The sequence below is a fragment of the Lentzea sp. NPDC004789 genome, assembly GCF_053601075.1.
The window spans coordinates 317,296-332,341 of the sequence record NZ_JBSGBE010000002.1; the positions used below are offsets into that span (position 1 = coordinate 317,296).

Sequence of the window (15,046 nt, forward strand, 5' to 3'; positions counted from 1 at the left end):
CTTCCCGGCCTTCACCGAAGCATCTTTCGGGGTCACTGCCTACCAGCCGGAACCGGCTGCTGCGGACGGGCCGACACCTGCGGCAACGGCACGATCTGCAGCACGCGCGTGATGATGTGGTCGATCGGCACGCCGTCGGCCAACGCGTCGTACGAGAGCACGAGGCGGTGGCGCAGCACGTCCGGAACGACGTCCACGACGTCCTGCGGCAGCACGTAGTCGCGGCCGCGGACCAGCGCCAGGCCGCGCGCGGCGGCGATGATGCCGAGCGACGCACGCGGTGACGCACCGTAGGCGACCCAGCCGGCGACGTCGGTGAGGCCGTGCTCCGCGGGCGCTCGGGTCGCGATGACCAGGCGCACCACGTAGTCGACCAGCGCGTGGTGCACGAAGACGCGCGAGGCCACGCCCTGCAGCCGCACCAGCTCCTCCGGCGAGAGGACCTGGTTCGGCGTGGGCGCCTCGACGCCCATGCGGTAGACGATCTCGCGCTCTTCCTCGGCGGTCGGGTACTCGACCTGGATCTTGAACAGGAACCGGTCGCGCTGCGCCTCGGGCAGCGGGTACACGCCCTCGTTCTCGATCGGGTTCTGCGTCGCCAGCACCAGGAACGGGTTGGGCATCGCGAACGTCTGCCCGCCGATCGACACGTGCCGCTCGGCCATGACCTCCAGCATCGCCGACTGCACCTTGGCGGGCGCGCGGTTGATCTCGTCGGCGAGCACGAAGTTCGCGACGACCGGGCCCAGCTCGACGTCGAACGCCTCGCTGGACTGGCGGTAGATGCGGGTGCCGAGGATGTCGGCGGGCACCAGGTCGGGCGTGAACTGCACGCGGCTGAACGAGCCGCCGACCACACGGGCGAACGTCTCGACGGCGAGCGTCTTCGCGACACCCGGCACACCTTCGAGCAGCAGGTGGCCCTTGGCCAGCAGACCCACGAGCATCCGCTCGACGAGCCGGTCCTGGCCGACGATCACCCGCTTCACCTCGAACACGGTGCGTTCGAGCAGCTGGGCGTCACGAGCCGGGGTGACGGGCGCCGATGCGTTCGGCGTTGCCTCGGCGGCGGGCTCGGTCACGTGCGGGCCTCCATGCAGAACAGGGTTTTACCGATAGTGGACCAGTCTTGCTCTTCGCCTGTTCAACCGCTGTGAAGGGTGTCCAGGTCACCAGGCGTGTCGACGTCGCGCGCCTCACCGGGCAAAGCGGACACCTCCACCGGGTCGAGCTGCCCGAGAGTCTTGCGCAACGGCAGGCCGCGCGGATCTTCGGGGAGGGCTTCGCGCAGGTCAGCCGTCTTCCAGACGCCGATCAGCCACTGCGGACGGCCGTCGGAGAGCACGGCGTTGCGCCCCGGTTCCCGCAGCCTCGCGATCGTGCCCTTGGTGAGGCCGGGCTGGTCGACGGCGAGCACCGCGACCCAGTCCTCGGTGATCTTCGCCAGCCCCGCGGCCAGTCCGGCGAGCGGTCCGCCGCCGGGCGGGTCCTCGCGCGCCCAGACGACGCCGGGGAGGTCTTTTTCCGGCCCCACGACGACGATCTCGCTCGCATCGTCCACAACGGACAGAACGTGGTCGAGCAGCGTGGCGTCCCGAAAGGACAGTGCCGCCTTGTCGACGCCGCCGAGCCGTTCCCCCTTGCCGCCGGTGAGGACGATCGCCGCGTACGTCACCGCCCCAGTCAATCAGACGCGGTCGATCAGACCCCGTTGAGGTGCAGGGCGTCGAGGCGGGTGAGCTCCTCCGCGCTGAGCCGCAGCTCGCCCGCCGCGACGTTCTGCCGCAGGTGCCCCGGATCGCCGGTGCCCGGGATGACCAGCACGTGCGGTCCCTGGGCGAGCGTCCACGCCAGCCTGACCTGGGCCGGCGTGGCCCGGTGCGCCGCCGCGATCTCGGTCACCTCGTCGTCCTCGGCCGACGTCCCGGCCTCCTTGTTCGCCCCGGCGAGCGCGAAGAACGGCACGAACGCGATGCCGCGCTCACGGCAGAGGCCGACGAAGTCGTCCTGCTCGGGGTGGTGGCCGAGCCCGTAGGAGTTCTGCACGCACACCACCGGGGCGATCCGCTGCGCCTGGTCGAGGTGGTGCGGCTTCACGTTCGACAGCCCGAGGTGCCGGACCAGGCCCTCCTGCCGCAGCCGCGCGAGCTGCTCGAAGTGCGCGCTGACGTCGTCGAGGCCGCTGACCCGCAGGTTCACCACGTCGAGGTGGTCCCGGCCGAGCTGCCGCAGGTTCTCCTCGACCTGGCCCTGGAGCTGGCCGGGGGTGGCGAGCGGCAGCCACTCCCCCTGCGGTGTGCGGCTCGGGCCGACCTTGGTGACGATCACCAGGTCGTCCGGGTACGGCCGCAGCGCGCTGTTGATCAGCTCGTTGGCCGACCTGGTCCGCGAGAAGTAGAAGGCGGCCGTGTCGACGTGGTTGACGCCGAGCTCGACGGCGTCCCGCAGCACCCGGATCGCCTGCGCGCGGTCGCGAGGTGTCGCGTTCGGATCGAACGCGGCGCCCTGCTGCGGCAGGCGCATCGCGCCGAACCCGACCCGGTTCACGGTGAGGTCACCCAGTCGCCACGTCATTCCGTCCACTGTGCCAGCCTTGCCGCCGTGGGACTGTTCACCCTCTCCGAAGCCCAGGCCGAGCTGACCCGGTTGCTGCCGGTGCTGGACGAGATCGTCCGCCTGCGCGCCGACGCCGCCGAGCTCGGCGCCGGCTGTTCACCGCTGGGCGGGTTGCCGGAGTTCAAGGCGGCGCAGGCCAGGCTGGACGAGCTGCTGGAGACGGTGCAGCGGACCGGCGCCGAGCTGAAGGGCTTCGCGCCGCTGCTGGTCGACTTCCCGTCCGAACGGGACGGCGTGCCGGTGCTGCTGTGCTGGCTGGAGGGCGACCGGACGCTGGCCTGGTACCACCGGGCCGACATCGGGTTCGCGGGCCGTCGTCCCCTTTAAGGGGCCAGGAAACCGGCGACGAGCAGCACGCCGATCAGCCCGGCGATGAGCCCCAGAGCCGCCAGGTAGTGCTTCACGGTCGTGCTTCCTGGCATGCGCCGCAGGATGATCACCGCCGCCGGCGTCAGGGCGCCCGCGATCGGCGCCAGCGCCCGCCACGCCTTGTCCCACGTGAACGGCAGGTAGGCGTCCGCGCCGTAGAGCGACAGGATCAGGGCGGGCAGGCCGAGCCCGGCGGCCGCGGCGGCGGCGAGCATGTTGAACCGTTGCTGCGCCTCGCCTTCCTGGGCCACGGCGAACGTCGACACGCTGCTCAGCAACGACTGCAGCCGCGTGATCTCCTCGCCGAGCTCGACGTCCATCGCCTCGCAGTGCCGCACCACACCGGGCAGCCTGACCTCGCGCAGCGTGTCGCGGGCCTGGTCGCGGGCGCGGCTGAACGCGATCGACAGCTCGACGAGCTGCGCCATCACCATCCGCAGCGCGGTGTTCCTGCGCTGGGCCAGCAGGTCCGCGACCTGCCGTTCCATCTCGTAGCGCAGCCCTCGCAGCTGCGCGACCGCGTTCCGCGACCCCTCCGCAACGGCCTTGGCGATGACGTCCGCCTTCGTGCTGTCGTCCGGGATCGGGTGAGCGGGGTGCGCCAGCAACTTGGACACGTCACTGCCACGCCAATGCTCCCGGTGCCAGCCCCCGTCCGCGCTCCACACCGCGTGGACCGTGACGCGGATCCGCTCGCCGTCCGTGCGTGCGGAACCCACGAGGATTCTGCGGACGTCCTCGTGCGCGAGACGCACGAATGGCACGGCGTAGCCGTCGACGGCGTCTCCTCCCCTCACGAACAGCACCACCTGGGCACCGAGGTTCTCGTCCGCCGGGTCGCCCGCGAGCACGCGCAAGTCCACGTCGTGATCTTCGCATGGTGACCGGATCCGTCCGCACCACGTCCAGGCCGTGCCTGTCCGCGCACCGCCGCGGCCGCGAGGCTTGAGGTCATGAAGCGAGCATTGATCGTCATCGACGTGCAGGAGTCGTTCCGTCAGCGCGCCAACTGGGCCGAGGTCTCGAACCCGGACGTCGTGGGCAGGGTGAACCAGCTGGTCGACCTGAGCCGTGACGCCGGTGACCTGGTGGTGTGGGTGCTGCACGCCGAACCCGGCAGCGGCGGCGTGTTCGACCCCGCGCTCGGCCACGTGCGGCTCATCGACGGGCTCAAGCCGCTCGACGACGAGCCGGTCCTGACCAAGACCGCGCACAACGCGTTCACCACGACGAACCTGCAGCAGCAGCTCACGATGCACGGCGTCCGGGAGCTGCTGATCAGCGGCATCCGCACCGAGCAGTGCTGCGAGACGACCACGCGGGTGGGCTCGGACCTGGGCTTCGACATGACGTTCGTGACGGACGCGACCGCGACCATGCCGCTGCCGCACTGGCGGACCGGGAAGGTGCTCGGGGTCGAGGAGATCATCGAGCGCACCGAGTACGTGCTGGCCGGCCGGTTCGCGCGGATCTCGGATGTCGCTACGCTGACCGGATCGTGACCAGAGTCGTTTTCCTGCTCGTGCCGGGAGTGCACCTGCTCGACCTCGCGGGGCCGGCGCAGGTGTTCTCCAGCGCGTCCGACCTCGTGGGCGGCTACGAGCTGACGTACGTGGGCGACACGGCGTCCGTGCTCAGCCATCAGGGCGTGCCGCTGGGCGCGACGACCGAGCTGCCCTCTCTCGACGTGCACGACCTCGTCTTCGTGCCGGGATGGCGCTCACCGAAGATCGCCGGCACCGGACCGTTGAGCACGCGCGCGTTGGCGTGGTTGCGCGCGCACCACGCCAACGGAGGCACGGTCGCAAGCGTGTGCGCCGGTGCGGACGCGTTGGGACGCGCCGGTCTGCTCGACGGCCGCCGTTGCACCACGCACCACGAACTGCAGGACGAGCTCGAACGGCGCTACCCGAGCGCACGGGTGATCCGCGACGTCCTGTTCGTGGAGGACGACCGGGTCGTGACGTCCGCGGGCATCGCGAGCGGCATCGACCTGGCGCTGAACCTCGTCGCGACGCGGCACGGCCCCGCCACGGCAGCAGCCGTCGCACGCACGATGGTCGTCTACGCGCGCAGGAACGGTGACGACCAGCAGGCAAGCGTGCTGCTGCGGCACCGTTCGCACGTCAACGAGACCGTGCACCGCATCCAGGACGTCATCGAGTCACGGCTCGCCGACCGCCTCTCGCTCACGGACCTCGCCACCCTCGCGGGGTGCAGCGAACGGACCGTGACGCGGTTGTTCGGCAAGGCGACGGGCATGACGCCGTTGAAGTACCAGCAGGCGTTGCGCGTCGAACGGGCCGAACACCTCATCGGGCAGGGCGCCACGGTCGAGACCGCCGCGCGCAACGTCGGCTTCGAAGACGCCCGCATGCTGCGCCGGCTGCGTTCGCGCTGAGAACTGTCAGACCCGAGGCATAGTGTGAGCCTCGTGACGACTCTGGCGAACCGCCCCAACACCGCGCTGCTCGTGATCGACGTGCAGAACGGCGTGGTGAACCACTCCCACAACCGCGACGAGGTCGTGGCCAACGTGGCCACCCTCGTCGGCAAGGCCCGCGCGGCCGGCGTCGACGTCGTGTGGGTGCAGCACAGCAACCCCGAGCACCTGCCGATCGACTCCGACGGCTGGCGGTTCGTGCCCGAGCTGAAGCTCGCCGAGGGCGAACCCGTGGTGCACAAGACCTACGCCGACTCGTTCGAGGCGACCGACCTCGAGGAAGTGCTGGCGGGCAGGGGAATCGGCCACCTCGTGGTGTCCGGCGCGCAGACCGACGAGTGCATCCGCTCGACCCTGCACGGCGCCATCGCGCGCGGCTACGACGCCCTGCTGGTGAGCGACGCGCACACCACCGAGGACCTGTCCGAGTGGGGCGCGCCCACCCCGGACAAGGTCATCGCGCACACCAACCTCTACTGGGGCAACCACACGGCGCCGGGCCGCACGGCGGGCGTGGTCACGACGGAGGAGGCGTTCAAGCCAGCCGGTTGATCTCGTCGCTGCGCAGCACCCGCACCGCCGGCCGCGCGCCCTTGGCCAGCGCGACCATCGCGCGCCCGAGCTGGTCGGTGCTCGTGACGAACCGAGGCGCCATCCTGCGCAGCACCGGGAAGAGCCACGACGTCACCGCGTAGCCGTAGCGGTAGATCCGGGTCCGCGAGGTGATCCCGTGCCGTGCCTGGATGAACCCCGGCCGCACCACGTAGACGGGCCGGTCCAGCGCCAGCAGCTCGTTCTCGGTCCGTCCCTTGACCCTCGCCCACATGGTCGTGCTGTCGGCGTTCGCGCCCTCACCGGACACGTACACGTACGTGCCACCGACGACGCGTGCGGCCTCAAGCGCGTAGTCGTGCGTCACGGGCGTGTACTCGGCCTCGCTCCGTCCCGCCGACGTCACGCCCATGCAGTAGAAGCACGCGTCCGCGCCGGCCAGCTCCTCCGCGATCGGCGACAGGTCACCGAAATCGCCGTGCACGAGGTGGCGCAGCTTCGCATCGGTCGTGCTCAGCGCGGCACGCCCCACCGTCACGACCTCGTCGACCGCGGGGTCGAGCAGGCACTCCCGCAGCGCACCCTGCCCGACCATGCCGGACGCGCCGAACACCACGATCTTCACCCGGCAAAGCTACTGGACACCGGCCGCGACACTGAGCAGGTGAACCGGACCGTGTACCGCCGTGCGCCGGGCCCGGTGCCCGACCTGCCGGAGCACCTCCGCGCGGTCGGCGACGAGGACGACGCCGCGCTCGCCGACCTCATGGAACGCGCCTACGCCGGTACCGTCGACGAGCACCTGGGCGGCAACAGCGACGGCGCCGTCGAGATCGCCGGGTGGCGGCCGAACGCCGTGCCGCACGCGAGCTTCGTGGTGCTGCGGGACGGTATCGTCGCCGCGTCGCTGATCTCGTTGCACGGCAACGACTTCTGGCTCGGGTACGTGATCACGCATCCCGGCTGGAAGGGGCGGGGCCTCGGCACCTCGGCCGTCGCCGCCTCGCTGCGGGCCCTCGACGCCCCGGTCTTCGCCGGTGTCACCGACGGCAACACGCCCTCGGAACGGCTCCTCGTCACGCTCGGCTTCACGCCAGTGCCGCGCTGACCCGCTTCTCGTCCCCCGTCGCCAGCAGGTCCAGCAGCGCGCCCCGCAGCAACGCGAGCTCCCGAGTGCGCTCGACCAGCCCGGCCGGCGTGTCCCGCACGTCCGCGGGTTGCGAGACCCGCAGAACCTCCAACCAGTCCTCGACGGTCGCGCGCGCGAAGCCCGCCCACGGCCCGTCCGGTTCCACGAGAGAGCGCGCGTAAGCCTCCAGCCACAACGTCAGCAACGGCCGGTGCGCGGGCGCGCACAGCCACTCCCACAGCCGTGCGACGACTCCTGGCCCGGTGCCGATGTCGGCGAGCAGTGCGAGCTCGTCGGCTCGCGCGCGGGCCAGCAACGCCCTGACCAGGCCTTCCTTGCTGCCGAACAGGTAGAGCAGCACGCGCGTGCTCGATCCGATCGCCGCTGCCAGCGGCCGCAGCGACACGTCCGCCAGGCCGCGGGTGAGCACGTACCGGTAGGCGGCTTCGAGCAGTTCGGTCTCCCGCGCGGAAGGCATGAGCACTATTCTCGCATTACTGAAACAGTCGTGTCAGTGAAGGCGACCATGCTGATCCGCCCGCTCGACCAGCCCGGCGACCTGGGCTGGGTGGTCCAGGCGCACGGCGAGCTCTACGCCGCCGAGCACGGCTGGGACACCTCCTTCGAGGCGACCGTCGCGAAGATCGTCGGCGACTACGCGGCGGACCACGACGACACCAAGGAGGCCGCGTGGATCGCCGAGCTCGACGGCCAACGCGTCGGATGCGTGTTCTGCGTCCGGGAGAACGACACGACCGCGAAGCTGCGTGTGCTGCTCGTGCACCCCGACGCGCGTGGCCACGGCACGGGCACCAAGCTCGTCGAGACGTGCATCGAGTTCGCCAGGGACGCCGGGTACCGGCACATGGTGCTGTGGACGGTCGAGGGGCTGACGTCCGCGAGGAAGATCTACGAGGCGCACGGGTTCGAACTGGTCGAGAAGACCCCGCAGCACAGCTTCGGCCACGACGTCATCGGCCAGCTCTGGACCCGCGAACTACGGCCCTGACCTGCGGATCACATCGATCCCGCACAGTCGTGCAACAGCGCTGCGGCACGTTCCTCTCCGCAACACCGATTCAACCCAGAGGGGAACCAAGCATGAAGCTCGCAGCTCGTGCGATCGTCGGCATCTCGGCCGCGACGCTCGCCACCATCATGGGCATGACGACCGCACAGGCCGCACCCGCCGTCTACACCGTCGACCTCGTCACCTGCGACGTCGAGGACGCCGGCACCGACGCGAGGGTCGAGGCGCGCCTGAACGGCACCATCTCCAGCGGGTGGAACAACCTCGACACCTCGGGCGACGACCGCGAGCGCGGCCACACCGACTCGTACAGCTTCACGCTGAGCAACCTCGGTCCGATCCGGTCGATCGACCTCTCGTTCGACAACAAGGGCGACAGCTCGCACTGGTGCCTCGAAGAGGTCGTCGTGCGCGGCCCGCAGGGCGTGACGGTCCACCCGTACCACAACTGGCTGAGCCGGGTGTACACGAAGACGGCCCCGCTCCGCCTGGCCGCCGCCTGACCGGACTCCGGTGGCCCGTCGTCACGGCGGGCCACCGGGTCTCACAGCACGCGCGTCACGTACGGCATGATCCCGCCGTACCGCACGGGCGAAATCCGCACCACCGCACCGGATTCCGGTGCTTCGACCATCATCCCGCCGCCGATGTACAACGCCACGTGCGTGCCGCCGCCGGGACCCCAGAAGATCATGTCGCCCGGTGCCATCTGCGACAGCGGCACCTTGCGCCCCGAGTTGTACTGATAGCCGCTGTAGTGCGGCAGATAGACGCCCGCGCCGGCGAACGCGTACATCATCAGCCCCGAGCAGTCGAAGCCGATCTTGCGGTAGTCGCCGTACGCGTCGGCCACGCCACCGTCACGCACGCCATAAGTGGGGCCGTCGTAGTTGCCACCGCCCCACGCGTAGATGACACCGCGCTGAGCCAACGCCCGGTTGATGACCGTCTGCACGCGACTGCCGGACGGCGCGGGAGCCGCGGGGGCCGGACGCTGCGGGGCCGACTGCGCGGCGGCGGCTGCTGCCGCGGCGGCCGCACGGCGGGCGTTCTCCTCGTCCTCGCGCTTCTTCGCCTCGACCCACTGGTCGTACTGCTGACGTTGCGCCTCCAGGCCGCCGACCTCACCGCGCGCCGCCACCAGCTCACGTTCGACGGCGTCCCTGCCCGCCTGCAGCTCCGCGGTCGCGGCGGCCTGCGCCGTGTGCGCCTCGACCGCCACCTGCTGCGCCCGTTCCGCGACCTTCTTCGCCTCGTCGGCGGCAGCCTGCTTCGCGTCCGCCTTCCGCACGGCGGCGCGGGCGGCGGCGTCGAGGTTCGCGGCGGTGCCCTGGTCGCGGGTCACCTGCTCCAGCTGGTTCAGCCCCGCCGACGACACCGCCTCCAGCAGCTGGGCGCGCGCCAGGAGGTCCTCCGGCGACTTGGCGCCGAAGTACGCGGAGAACGACCCGACCGTGCTGCCCTGCGCGTAGGACGCCGCCGCGAACTCGTCCAGCGCCCGCCGGCTGTCCTCCACGGCCCTGGCGGCGGCATCGGCCTGCACGCGCGCGGCCGAAGCCTCACGACGGGCGGCATCGGCCTCGGAGATCGCGGTCTCCAGGTCCACGCGGGCCTTGTTGGCGAGCTCGCGCTTGTAGGAGACGTCGTCGAGCAGCTCCTGCAGGCGCGACTCGGCCTGGGTCAGCCGGCCGGTCAGCTCGCCCACGCGGGCGGCCTTCGCGTCGGCCTCCGCCCGCGAGGCCGAGATCTCCGCGTCGCTCGGGTTCGGCGGAGGCGGCGGCACGGCGGTGGCCGTCCCGGTCAGGATGGCCGTGAGCACTACGACCACGGCGGAGAGTCGTGTCAACACCCGGACATCACCTCCGACCGCATTAGACCAATCAGACTCATTCGGCGCATCCGGAACTAACGCACCGTCAACCACACGTGTCACAGTGGAACACGCGCGGTGGTCCTTTTGGGACGATCGGAGTCCGGCGTGTCGCCGGAGTGGACTAGTGGACCAGGCCGAGGAAGACGGGCGCCAGGAGGTCGTCCGCCGTCATCGCTCGTGCCTCGGCGAGACCGACCGACCGGGAGTGCTGCTCGTACCCCTCCGTGTCGGTCCACTCGGCGTCAGGTCCGCCGTCCCGCTCGGTCGCGGTGCCGTGGAAGACGACCTGGAGGAAGTCCGGATGGGACCGGCGTCGTCCGGGCGTCGTGGTGCCAGGTGTTCCAGGTGCAGCCACCCCAGCGGCCGGACGGTGTCGCGGTCGAGCAGCCACCCCGTCTCCTCGTGCACCTCCCGCGCCGCGGTGTCCACGTAGGACTCCCCGGGCTCGCGCCGGCCACCGGGCAGGGGGTGGACGCCGTCGGCGTTCTCGCAGAGCACGACCAGCCCGTCCACCAGCACCACGCACCGCACCGAGGTGACCAGCTCCTCCGGCAGGCCGGCCGGGCCGGGATGCGCACCGACCCGCAACGGCATCGCGCCGCCCAGCCAGGCGATCTCCCGCGTGGCGGCGGGCCGGTGGCTCGCGAGCAGCCCGGCCGGCACCGGATGGCGCGTCCCGCACCCCGGCCTCGCCACCTCAGTTCACGCCTCGGTCCCGGCCCGCCCAGTACGGCTCGCGGAGCTTGAACTTCTGGATCTTGCCGGTCGCCGTGCGCGGGATCGAGTCGCGGAACTCCACCGACGTCGGCGCCTTGTACCCGGCGAGCCGCTGCTTGCAGTGCTGGATCAGCTCGGCCTCGGTGACGTCCGCCGAGCGCACGACCAGCGCCTTGATCGTCTCGCCCCACTTCTCGTCCGGCACCCCGATCACGGCGACCTCGGCGACGGCCGGGTGCGAGAACAGGCAGTCCTCCACCTCGATCGACGAGACGTTCTCACCGCCGGTGATGATCACGTCCTTCTTGCGGTCCGAGATCGTCAGGTAGCCCTCGTCGTCGAAGTGGCCGCCGTCGCCGGTGTGGAACCAGCCGTCCTCGATGGCGTCGGCGGTCGCGGACGGGTTCTCCCAGTAGCCCTCCATCACGACGTTCGACCGCGCGAGCACCTCGCCGGTGTCGGAGATCCGCAGCCGTGCGCCCAGCGCCGGCGCTCCCGCCCGGGACTGCTTGCGCGCCTTCTCCTCACCGGTCGGCCCCGGCTGGGCGCGGTTGAAGGTGAGCAGCGGTGCCGTCTCGGTCAGGCCGTAGATCTGCAGGAACTCCCAGCCGAGCTCCTCGGTCACGCGCTGGATCGTGCGCGAGGGCGGCGGCGCACCGGCGCAGACGATCCGCACGCGGTCACGGCCGGGAATCTCGCCGTCCCACGACTGGGCCGCGTCGAGCACGGCGTTCCACACGGCGGGTGCGCCGCACATCAGCGTGACGCCGTGGTCGCGCACCCGGCGCAGGATCTCGGCGCCGTCGACCTTGCGCAGCACCACCTGCGGCACGCCCAGTCCCGCCAGGCCGAACGGCATGCCCCAGCCGTTGCAGTGGAACATCGGCAGCACGTGCATGTACACGTCGCCCTCCCACGCCCGCGTGTGCATCGCGAACGTGACGGCGTTCAGCCAGATGTTGCGGTGCGTGAGCTGCACGCCCTTGGGCCGTGCGGTGGTGCCGGACGTGTAGTTGATGGTCGCGGTCGCGTCCTCCGAGGGCTCGCTCCACGGCCGTGGCTCCACATCGAACCGGAGCAGCGACTCCGACTCCTCGCCGAGCGTGAACCGGTGCCGTGCCACCACGTCGTCCAGTTCCAGCTCCGGGTCGACGAACAACGCAGACGCACCGCTGTGCTCGACGATGTACTTCACCTCGTCCGGGCGCAGGCGGAAGTTCACCGGCACGCAGATGCGCCCGCTGCCGGGCACCGCGTGCAGCAGTTCCAGCAGCCGCGCGGAGTTGTGGCTGACGACGGCGATCCGCTCGCCCTCGCCGATGCCCAGTGCGTCGAACCCGGCCTGCCACGCGCGCACACGGGTCGCCATCTCCGCATACGTCGTCGTCTCGACCGGCTTGGCCGGCTGGTCGGGCTCGTCGATGGTCGCCGTCGTCGCCGGGAACGCGAACGACGCCCGGTCCAGGAAATCCGTGGTGATCAGCGGTACGCGCATGTCCCCGACCCTAAGGCCAGGTGCTCGGATCTCCCCAGGACGAGAATCGGCCTCCCCCGGATGGAGGAACCGAGCTGAGGTCGGGCAGCACCTCACCGACGGGTTCGTGCAGGACAACGGCCGCCACGCCGTCGTACGGGGTCGGTTCGGCGTTGCAGATGACCACCTGGGCGCCCGCCCGCGCGGCCAGCGGCACGAGTCCGGCGGCGGGTTGCACGGACAGCGACGTCCCGGCCACGAGCAGCACGTCGCAGTCGAGGACCGCGAGCCGGGCGCGGCGCAGCACCTCGCCGTCGAGCTCCTGTCCGAACGAGACCGTGGCGGACTTGAGGATTCCCCCGCACCGCGGGCAGTCCGGCTCCGGTTCGCCCTCGGCGACGCGCTTCAGCGCGTCCCGCATCGGGCCCGTGGCACCACATGCGAGGCACACGGTCGCGTGCAACGTGCCGTGCAGCTCCAGCACGCGATGCGGGTCGGAGCCGGCTTTCTGGTGCAGGCCGTCGATGTTCTGCGTGACGATGGTGCGCAGCCGGCCCGACCGCTCCAGTTCCACCAACGCCTTGTGCGCGGCGTTGGGCCTGGCCGTCCACACCGGACTGCCGAGCCGCGTGCGCCACGCGAGCCTGCGCACCTCGGGATCGGAGAGGTAGGCGTCCAGCGACGCGGTGCGCCCGGCGTCGGCGTCCCGCGTCCACAGCCCGTCCGGACCGCGGAAGTCCGGGATGCCCGAGTCGGTGGAGACCCCGGCGCCCGTCAGCACGGTGATCCGGTGCGCGGACGCGACGAGCGCCCGTGCCGCTTCGCAGGCGTCGGAGGGCATCGGTTCACACTAGTCCGGTGCGCAGCGCAGTGGGAGCCGCCGTCGCGGCAGTGGGGTTGATCACGTCCATCACCGGGACCTTCCTTCCCTGGCTGAAGTCCGGAACGACCACGAGGGACAGTTACCAGGTGCTTTCGCTGCGTGATCTGGCCGGGTTGGACGGGGTGGCCGGCAGCGTCGTCACGGCGGTCTGGGTGGGTCTCACCCCGCTCGCGATGATCGCGGCGGTCCTCTACGTGGTCCGATTTCGTCGAATCGCCGGGTGCGCCGGTCTTCTCTTTGGCACGATCGGTGGAACCGCGGCCCTGCTAGCCGCGGTCCAAGGGGATAGCAAGGGTGCATTGGTCGGAATCAGCATCGCCGGACCGGCCGTCACCCTTGCCGGTGCCGTACTGACGATCGTGGGGGCGATCACGGTGCTCACCTCCAACAGGCGCAGCGCAGTGAGAACTCCGGGAGGGAATCCGTGAGCTACCCAGGTGGTGGCGGCGGCCAGTGGCAGCCGCAGAACAACCCGTACGGGCAGCAGCCCCAGCAGGGCGGCTACCCGCAGCAGCCGCCACAGCCGGGCGGCTATCCCCAGCAGGGCGGATACCCGCAGGAGCCCCAGCAGCCGCAGCCGGGTGGCTACCCGCAGACCGGTCCGCAGGGTTTCCCGCAGCAGGGTTACCCGCAGACCGGACCGCAGGGCTTCCCGCAGCAGGGCTTCGACCAGCAGCCGTACGGCTACGCCCCGGTGGGTGGCGAACCGCCGAAGAAGAAGCGCACCGGCCTGGTCATCACGGCCGTCGTCGCCGTGCTGCTGCTCGTGGGCGGCGCCGTCACGTTCTTCGCGCTGAAGAAGTCCGACCCGGCGGCGAACGCGGGCCAGGACACCCCGGCAGTGGCCGCGAAGAACCTCATCGACCAGCTCGGCAGCGGTGACGTCGTCGGCATCATGGCGTCGCTGGCGCCCGCCGAGGCGGCGTTGTCGAAGGACTACCTGGACTCGATGACGAAGGAGATGAAGCGGCTCGAGATCCTCAAGCCCGACGCCGACCCGAACAAGCTGTCGGGCGTCGAGTTCAAGAGCGAGAACATCAAGTTCGACGAGGCCAAGGCCGAGAAGATCAACGACCACCTCACCATCAACAAGCTGGTCGAGGGCAAGATCACGGTCACCTCGGACGTCTCGAAGGTCCCGCTGACCGACAAGTTGATGGACGCGATCGGCGACAAGGTCAGCCTGACCAAGTCCGAGACGAAGACCTGGGACATCACCGCGGAGGTCCAGAAGCGCGGCGCGCCGATCGGCATCGCGACCATCAAGGTCAAGGACAAGTGGTACCCGAGCGCCTTCTACACCATCGCGAACGTCGCGCTGGAGGAGGAGAAGCTCAAGTGGCCGCAGCAGGGCTTCGCGCCGCAGGGCGCCGGTTCCGCGCAGGACGCCGCCAAGCAGCTCGTCACCGCCGCGCTGGACGGCGACCTGAAGACGGTCATCTCGCTGCTGCCGCCGGACGAGGCCGGTGTGCTGCAGGACCTCGGCCCGCTGCTGCTGGAGCAGGCGGGCACGATGGGCGCGACCGGCGCCAAGCTGAACGCGCTGGAGACCGACGTCAAGGACGTCACGGGCGGCAAGCAGGTCACCGTGAAGAAGCTGTCCGTGACCGTCGACGGCGACACCGTCTCGATCACCCGTGACGGCGACTGCTACGCGGCCGAGGTCCCCGGCCAGGGCTCGCAGAAGCTCTGCGCCGACGAGATCACGCAGCTGCTGCAGCAGCAGGGCGGCGGCAAGATCCCGGCGCAGGCCGTCGAGATCATCGGCCGGGTGGCCGCGTCGGTCATGAAGACCGGTGTCGGCGTCGTCTCGACCGAGGTCGGCGGCAAGTGGTACGTGAGCCCGGTCCGCTCGTACTACGAGCTGGCGCTGACGTTGTTCCGCGGCTTCGAGCCCAAGGACGTCGACGCGCTGATCGCACTGATCAAGAAGTAAGTCTCCACAGGTCAGGCATGGCCC

General features: G+C 70.6%; 19 protein-coding genes. 9 read left to right on the plus strand and 10 right to left on the minus strand.

Annotated elements, in window-relative coordinates; genetic code table 11:
* Window positions 1-32: 32 nt before the first annotated feature.
* The 3 genes from ACWEIJ_RS05580 to ACWEIJ_RS05590 all read right to left on the minus strand — a co-directional run bounded on the left by ACWEIJ_RS05580 (window position 33) and on the right by ACWEIJ_RS05590 (window position 2,574).
* A complete protein-coding gene (locus ACWEIJ_RS05580) occupies window positions 33-1,082 on the minus strand; it encodes an AAA family ATPase (RefSeq protein WP_449835974.1) in 1,050 nt (349 codons plus the stop codon).
* A 62-nt stretch (window positions 1,083-1,144) separates the two neighbouring features.
* Window positions 1,145-1,675, minus strand: a complete 531-nt coding sequence (gene mobA / locus ACWEIJ_RS05585) for a molybdenum cofactor guanylyltransferase (RefSeq protein ID WP_449835975.1) — start codon at window positions 1,673-1,675, stop codon at window positions 1,145-1,147.
* Window positions 1,676-1,701: 26 nt separating this feature from the next.
* Window positions 1,702-2,574, minus strand: a complete 873-nt coding sequence (locus ACWEIJ_RS05590) for an oxidoreductase (RefSeq protein WP_449835976.1) — start codon at window positions 2,572-2,574, stop codon at window positions 1,702-1,704.
* 27 nt (window positions 2,575-2,601) lie between these two features.
* On the opposite strand from ACWEIJ_RS05590, the gene ACWEIJ_RS05595 reads away from it, so the two are divergent.
* Window positions 2,602-2,943: a DUF2203 family protein gene (locus ACWEIJ_RS05595; protein ID WP_449835977.1), complete on the plus strand. Its 342-nt coding sequence runs from the start codon at window positions 2,602-2,604 to the stop codon at window positions 2,941-2,943.
* Here the strand turns inward: ACWEIJ_RS05595 and ACWEIJ_RS05600 are convergent.
* Window positions 2,940-3,848 carry a hypothetical protein gene (locus ACWEIJ_RS05600; RefSeq protein ID WP_449835978.1) on the minus strand — a complete coding sequence of 303 codons (909 nt, stop codon included), beginning with the start codon at window positions 3,846-3,848 and terminating at the stop codon, window positions 2,940-2,942. The two genes, ACWEIJ_RS05595 and ACWEIJ_RS05600, sit on opposite strands and share 4 nt — an antisense overlap.
* A 90-nt stretch (window positions 3,849-3,938) precedes the next feature.
* Between ACWEIJ_RS05600 and ACWEIJ_RS05605 the strand changes: the two genes are divergently transcribed.
* From ACWEIJ_RS05605 to ACWEIJ_RS05615, 3 genes are read left to right on the plus strand one after another with little or no spacing between them, the layout of a single operon-like run.
* Entirely contained in the window at window positions 3,939-4,487 is a 549-nt protein-coding gene (locus ACWEIJ_RS05605) for a cysteine hydrolase family protein (protein WP_449835979.1), read from the plus strand.
* Window positions 4,484-5,386 carry a GlxA family transcriptional regulator gene (locus ACWEIJ_RS05610; RefSeq protein WP_449835980.1) on the plus strand — a complete coding sequence of 301 codons (903 nt, stop codon included), beginning with the start codon at window positions 4,484-4,486 and terminating at the stop codon, window positions 5,384-5,386. The genes ACWEIJ_RS05605 and ACWEIJ_RS05610 overlap by 4 nt, the downstream gene beginning before the upstream one ends.
* Window positions 5,387-5,419: 33 nt before the next feature.
* Window positions 5,420-5,980, plus strand: coding sequence for a cysteine hydrolase family protein (locus ACWEIJ_RS05615; RefSeq protein ID WP_449835981.1), 561 nt, complete (start codon window positions 5,420-5,422; stop codon window positions 5,978-5,980).
* On the opposite strand, the gene ACWEIJ_RS05620 is transcribed toward ACWEIJ_RS05615, so the two are convergent.
* A complete protein-coding gene (locus ACWEIJ_RS05620) occupies window positions 5,964-6,605 on the minus strand; it encodes an epimerase (RefSeq protein WP_449835982.1) in 642 nt (213 codons plus the stop codon). The two genes, ACWEIJ_RS05615 and ACWEIJ_RS05620, sit on opposite strands and share 17 nt — an antisense overlap.
* A 39-nt stretch (window positions 6,606-6,644) precedes the next feature.
* Between ACWEIJ_RS05620 and ACWEIJ_RS05625 the strand changes: the two genes are divergently transcribed.
* Window positions 6,645-7,088 carry a GNAT family N-acetyltransferase gene (locus tag ACWEIJ_RS05625; protein ID WP_449835983.1) on the plus strand — a complete coding sequence of 148 codons (444 nt, stop codon included), beginning with the start codon at window positions 6,645-6,647 and terminating at the stop codon, window positions 7,086-7,088.
* Here ACWEIJ_RS05625 and ACWEIJ_RS05630 read toward each other — a convergent pair.
* Window positions 7,069-7,587: a TetR/AcrR family transcriptional regulator gene (locus ACWEIJ_RS05630; protein ID WP_449835984.1), complete on the minus strand. Its 519-nt coding sequence runs from the start codon at window positions 7,585-7,587 to the stop codon at window positions 7,069-7,071. The genes ACWEIJ_RS05625 and ACWEIJ_RS05630 overlap by 20 nt on opposite strands.
* Window positions 7,588-7,623: 36 nt before the next feature.
* On the opposite strand from ACWEIJ_RS05630, the gene ACWEIJ_RS05635 reads away from it, so the two are divergent.
* Window positions 7,624-8,118, plus strand: coding sequence for a GNAT family N-acetyltransferase (locus ACWEIJ_RS05635; RefSeq protein WP_449835985.1), 495 nt, complete (start codon window positions 7,624-7,626; stop codon window positions 8,116-8,118).
* A gap of 92 nt (window positions 8,119-8,210) precedes the next feature.
* The gene (locus ACWEIJ_RS05640) at window positions 8,211-8,642 is read left to right on the plus strand and encodes a PLAT/LH2 domain-containing protein (RefSeq protein WP_449835986.1); all 432 of its coding nucleotides are present in this window, start codon (window positions 8,211-8,213) and stop codon (window positions 8,640-8,642) included.
* A gap of 41 nt (window positions 8,643-8,683) precedes the next feature.
* On the opposite strand, the gene ACWEIJ_RS05645 is transcribed toward ACWEIJ_RS05640, so the two are convergent.
* From ACWEIJ_RS05645 to ACWEIJ_RS05660, 4 genes are all read right to left on the minus strand, one after another.
* On the minus strand, window positions 8,684-9,985 hold the full coding sequence (locus ACWEIJ_RS05645; protein WP_449836349.1) for an NlpC/P60 family protein: 1,302 nt from the start codon (window positions 9,983-9,985) through the stop codon (window positions 8,684-8,686).
* A gap of 195 nt (window positions 9,986-10,180) precedes the next feature.
* On the minus strand, window positions 10,181-10,708 hold the full coding sequence (locus ACWEIJ_RS05650) for an NUDIX domain-containing protein (protein WP_449835987.1): 528 nt from the start codon (window positions 10,706-10,708) through the stop codon (window positions 10,181-10,183).
* 1 nt (window position 10,709) lies between these two features.
* Entirely contained in the window at window positions 10,710-12,224 is a 1,515-nt protein-coding gene (locus ACWEIJ_RS05655) for a class I adenylate-forming enzyme family protein (protein ID WP_449835988.1), read from the minus strand.
* Window positions 12,225-12,234: 10 nt separating this feature from the next.
* Window positions 12,235-13,044, minus strand: coding sequence for an SIR2 family NAD-dependent protein deacylase (locus ACWEIJ_RS05660; RefSeq protein WP_449835989.1), 810 nt, complete (start codon window positions 13,042-13,044; stop codon window positions 12,235-12,237).
* Window positions 13,045-13,061: 17 nt separating this feature from the next.
* Here ACWEIJ_RS05660 and ACWEIJ_RS05665 point away from each other — a divergent pair, with 17 nt between their 5' ends.
* Both ACWEIJ_RS05665 and ACWEIJ_RS05670 read left to right on the plus strand, forming a co-directional pair.
* Complete coding sequence (locus ACWEIJ_RS05665) at window positions 13,062-13,514, plus strand: hypothetical protein (RefSeq protein ID WP_449835990.1); 453 nt, start codon at window positions 13,062-13,064, stop codon at window positions 13,512-13,514.
* Window positions 13,511-15,022, plus strand: a complete 1,512-nt coding sequence (locus ACWEIJ_RS05670; RefSeq protein WP_449835991.1) for a flagellar basal body protein FliL — start codon at window positions 13,511-13,513, stop codon at window positions 15,020-15,022. The genes ACWEIJ_RS05665 and ACWEIJ_RS05670 overlap by 4 nt, the downstream gene beginning before the upstream one ends.
* The last annotated feature ends 24 nt before the right edge of the window (window positions 15,023-15,046 follow it).